Here is a 4,357-nt window from a genome sequence, read left to right as displayed (position 1 = left end):
ATACGAAATAAAATAAAAATTTACAATAACTTTCAGAGAAGCATAATTCTGTTCCTTAAAATAATATTTTATTTGAATTTAAAATTCATTACAAGCCGAAGAAATTAGCTTGGAGTCAAAAGATAAAAATTTAAAATCAACTAATGACTAAAAATTTTACAAAGGTGAAAATTAACCCTTTTTATAAGAATTTGTAAGTAGATCACTCCTATTTCTAATTTGTTGATCATTCAGATGTTGATCATTCAGATGTTGATCATTCAAGTTTGTTGATCAACTGGATTTGTTGATCATCCAGGTATGAAATTTGTACAACAACAAACTATTCCGTCATTAATAAATCACATGGCCCATTAAAATTCTAATATCCAAGTTTTCTATTATATCTTCCAATCTTCTCCCAATTTCCCACTTCGTAACATCCTCCCCTACTTAATTTTGAAACGTCCCGTTTCAAACAAAAATCAAAGGTAATTTGTCTCCCTGATCAAAATATTCTTTTAAATGTTTGACATTATATGAGGATCTAAGTACTTTTCCTTCTAAAGTTCTTAATTTATAGGCTCCTTTTCCTATAATTTCATGTATATAATATGGTCCCTTCCATTTTTGACTCAATTTTCCTGACCATTGTTTTTCTTTTGCGGCATCTTTCAACAATACTTTGGTTCCTATTCCAAATTGTGTTTCTTCTTTGATTCTCTCATTATGTCTTCTTTTTTGTTGGTCCTGAGATTTCCTAATATTTTCCAAGGCCTGACTTCTTTCTTCCGTTAGTTCTACCAAATCATATAATCTCTTCATAATTGCACTTTTTCCAAAGTCTTCTCCTAGTTTAATATCTTCGATGGGTAAAATTGCTTCTCTTCCATAGACCATAAAAAATGGTGTTTTCCTGGTAGTGTTATGTCTTATCGTTCGATAAGCAAATAATACTGATTCTATATGTTCATCCCATTCATCTTCTTTTCCCGATACTTTGGCTAAACTTTCACATAAAGTTCTGTTGAACCTTTCAACTAATCCATTAGTTTGTGGATGATATGGTGACGATAATTTATGTTTGATCCTGAACTTTTCACATAAACCATCTACTACTTTGTTCCTGAAATGTGTTCCTCTATCTGATAAAATTATTTTTGGACATCCATGTCTACAAATGATCCTTTTGTAAATAAATCTCACTACATTTTCTGCGGTTGCTTCTCTCATGGCTTTTGCTTCTGGCCACTTTGTTAGATAGTCAGTTGCTACTAATATATATTTGTTTCCGTTTTTAGTTCTCTCTAATGGTCCTACAAAGTCTATTCCAATCCTTTCAAATGGTCTTCCTACTTCAATTGGATTTAAATATCCTGATCCTCCTTTGTTTCCCCTTCTCTGACATGAATCACATGTCTTAATATGTCTTTCTATATCCTTATACATTCCCTTCCACCAAAATCTTGTATTGATCCTGTTATAAGTTGCATCCTTTCCGAAGTGTCCTCCGATAGGATGATTATGCATTATGAAAATTACTGAATCTATTTTGTCTTCCTTCAAGACTCTCTGTAATCTTTTTGATCCTTTTCGATATAAAATCCCCTCTTTAATCTCAAAGTCTTTTGATTCCTTTTCTAATTGTCTGATCCTGTTTTCAGTCCATCCCTTTAATATGTTTCCTTCCAAAAAATCGATTAAGTCTTGGTATTTGATCCTTTCCATTCCTGTGCTCTCCACTTCTGGTACGTATAATCAGTGTTCCTTTTAATTGATATTTGATTATGTTGATAATTATATATTATATATGTTCCTCTTAGTCCTTCCTGATATAATAATCTTTCTAATTTAATTTTCCTTCCTCTTTTTGTTGTTAATTTCATGATTAAAATTATTTTATTTTTCTAGAGTATTTCCTGAGGGTATTTATACTTTTTCTTCAAATCTGATCCTGGATAATGCGTCAGCATTCGTGTGCCTTTTCCCTGATTTGTGTATTATTTCCATATTACAAATGTACGGTTGTAATCTTGCTATCCATCTTCCAATCCTTCCTTTTAGTATTGCTTTGTTGAATAACCACTTTAATGCTATGTGATCAGTGATTATCTTGAATTTATTTCCTTCTAGGTAATAATCAAATTTTTCAATAGCCCAAACTACTGCTAAACATTCTAGTTCTGTGGTGTGGTAATTTTGTTCAGCAGGTCCCAATGTTTTATTTTCATATGCGATTACATGTTCCTTACCATCCTTTCCTACTTGATGTAATATTGCTCCCAGTGCTATTTTTGAAGCGTCAGTGTATAAAATGAATTCCTTTTCAAAATTTGGGTACATTAATACTGGTGCCGTGATTAATTTCTTTTTAAGTGCTTCAAAAGCTTTTTCCTGATTTTCCTTCCAACTGTTCATAAATTCCTCATCTTCTCTGTTCTTCTCTTTTTCAGATTTCTTCCTTTTCATCTTAATACCGTTCCTGGTTTCCAAAGGTTTACTTTTGAATCCCTTTGTTAACTCATTCAAAGGTTTCGCGATTTTAGCAAAATCTTTGATAAATTTCCTGTAATATTTAGCTAATCCTAGAAATCCTCTTAATTGTGTTATATTTGTTGGTTTTGGATAATTCTTAACTTTTTCTATCTTGGCTGGATCCGTTTTAATTCCATCTTTTCCTATGATATGTCCCAAAAATTTGATTTCTTCAAAGCAGAACTTACATTTTTCTGGTCCTAATTTAAGATTTGCTCCTTGTATTTTTTCAAAAACGTTTTCTATGTCCCTCATATGATCCTGAAATGTTTTGGAGTGGACAATTATATCATCTATGTAAACAGGTGCTACTGTGTAGAATAACTCTCCCAGTACCATCTGCATGGTCCTTTGAAATGTTGCAGGTGCATTTGTTAAACCGAATGGCATTACTGTCCATTCATATAATCCTTCATGAGTAATAAAGGCAGTCTTTTCAATGTCTTTTTCATCCATTTCTACTTGCCAATAACCGCTTGCCATATCCATGGTACTGAACCATTTTGATCCTTCAAATTTTTCTAATAACATATCGATCCTTGGCAAAGGGTGATTATCTTTCCTGGTAATTCCGTTTAATTTCCTGAAATCTATACAGAATCTCCATTTTCCATTTGGTTTGATTACCATTGTTACTGGTGATGACCAAGGGCTGTTAGACTTCCTAATTACTCCTTTTTCGAGCATGTCTTTGATTTCTTTTTCAATATCTTTCTTTTTCTTTGGATTTACTTTGTAAGCCGTTTCTTTAATTGGTTTATGATCCCCTACATCAATGGTATGTTTGGCAAGGTTGGTCCTTCCAAGATCCTTATCATTTTTAGCAAATATATCTTTGTATTTTTGAGTTAATCGATCGAATTCCTTTTCCTGTTCCTGGGTTAACTCCCCTACTTTATATTTTTTGGTATCTTCTTTTTTTATATTGTTGATTTCTTGGTTTAGTCAAAATCTTGTTTCGGTTAATTCTTCTTCTTCATATTCTTCATCAGTATCTTCATCACTTTCTTCTTTTTTAGTAGAGAATTCCACTGGTATATTAACGTATCCTTCTGTTCCTTTGATGTTAACACTTCCTTTTTTCATATCAATTTGTGCGTCAACTTTTTTCAAAGTATTTTCTCCATTTAAAGATAATTCCATATTCAGAATCTTTCCTAGACTTCGTGTTCTAGTTCCATCAGCAGTAACTATTACCACATTTGATGATTGATCTATTTTATAGCCTAATTCCTCCATTAAGTTCCTAGTTATTGCACTTACAGCTGCTCCTGTATCTATTATAGCATCTATCTCAATGTCTTCAATTTCCACTTTAGTTTTCATTGAAGTGAATTTTGATTTTTCCGATATTCCTGCATAGTTGATCCTCTCTCCCCTTTTTACAACTTTAAAAACCTTACTAAATTCTTTTTTATACCCTGGCATCGTTTTTAAAGCTTCCTCAATGGATAAACCACATGGTGCATTCCTGATACGTTCCTCTAGATTTACAGGAAAGACTTTTTGTTTTCTTTCCTTATTCCTTTCTCTAGCTTTTGACATTCTTTCCCTTTCCTTAATAGATAAAGTTGGACAATTTTTGGTGAAATGTCCTGTTGTTTCACAGTTTCTGCATTTAAATTTTCTTTCTCTTACTCGCTGAGCTTTTTGTAGAGCTTCGTTCCTAGTTATTTTTCCTTTTTTATTGTCTTGTATTTCCATGTCAGAATCTTCATCAATTTCCATGTTTCTATCTTGATTAAATCGAAATTTTTGTTCCTTTCGAGATTCTGTCCTAGGTGTTTCAATCATTTCCCTGGTTTTTGATCGAGTATTTCTTTGTGCTGGATAAACTTGATAT

The 4,357-nt window shown here is 32.2% G+C and carries 3 protein-coding genes and 1 pseudogene; all 4 read right to left on the bottom strand.

Going from position 1 to position 4,357, the window contains the following annotated elements:
- Positions 1-453: 453 nt before the first annotated feature.
- On the bottom strand, positions 454-1,707 hold the full coding sequence (locus tag DMG62_21845; GenBank protein PYY20810.1) for a hypothetical protein: 1,254 nt from the start codon (positions 1,705-1,707) through the stop codon (positions 454-456).
- 201 nt (positions 1,708-1,908) lie between these two features.
- Positions 1,909-3,201 (bottom strand): hypothetical protein, encoded by a 1,293-nt coding sequence (locus DMG62_21840; GenBank protein PYY20809.1) that lies wholly within the window; start codon positions 3,199-3,201, stop codon positions 1,909-1,911.
- Between the two features lie 27 nt (positions 3,202-3,228).
- A pseudogene (locus DMG62_21835) lies at positions 3,229-3,447 on the bottom strand (hypothetical protein).
- 12 nt (positions 3,448-3,459) lie between these two features.
- Positions 3,460-4,357: hypothetical protein (locus DMG62_21830; GenBank protein ID PYY20808.1), on the bottom strand; the 898-nt coding region annotated here is incomplete at its 5' end.

It is taken from the genome of Acidobacteriota bacterium (assembly GCA_003225175.1).
Lineage (GTDB): Bacteria > Acidobacteriota > Terriglobia > Terriglobales > Acidobacteriaceae > Gp1-AA112.
The sequence above is the reverse complement of the archived record's forward strand: the minus strand, read 5'-3'. Positions and strand labels throughout refer to the sequence as shown.

Bases quoted from the DNA above. Each gene is read 5' to 3' on its own strand.
- DMG62_21845 (PYY20810.1), bottom strand. From the start codon at position 1,707: ATGGAAAGGATCAAATACCAAGACTTAATCGATTTTTTGGAAGGAAAC.
- DMG62_21840 (PYY20809.1), bottom strand. From the start codon at position 3,201: ATGCTCGAAAAAGGAGTAATTAGGAAGTCTAACAGCCCTTGGTCATCA.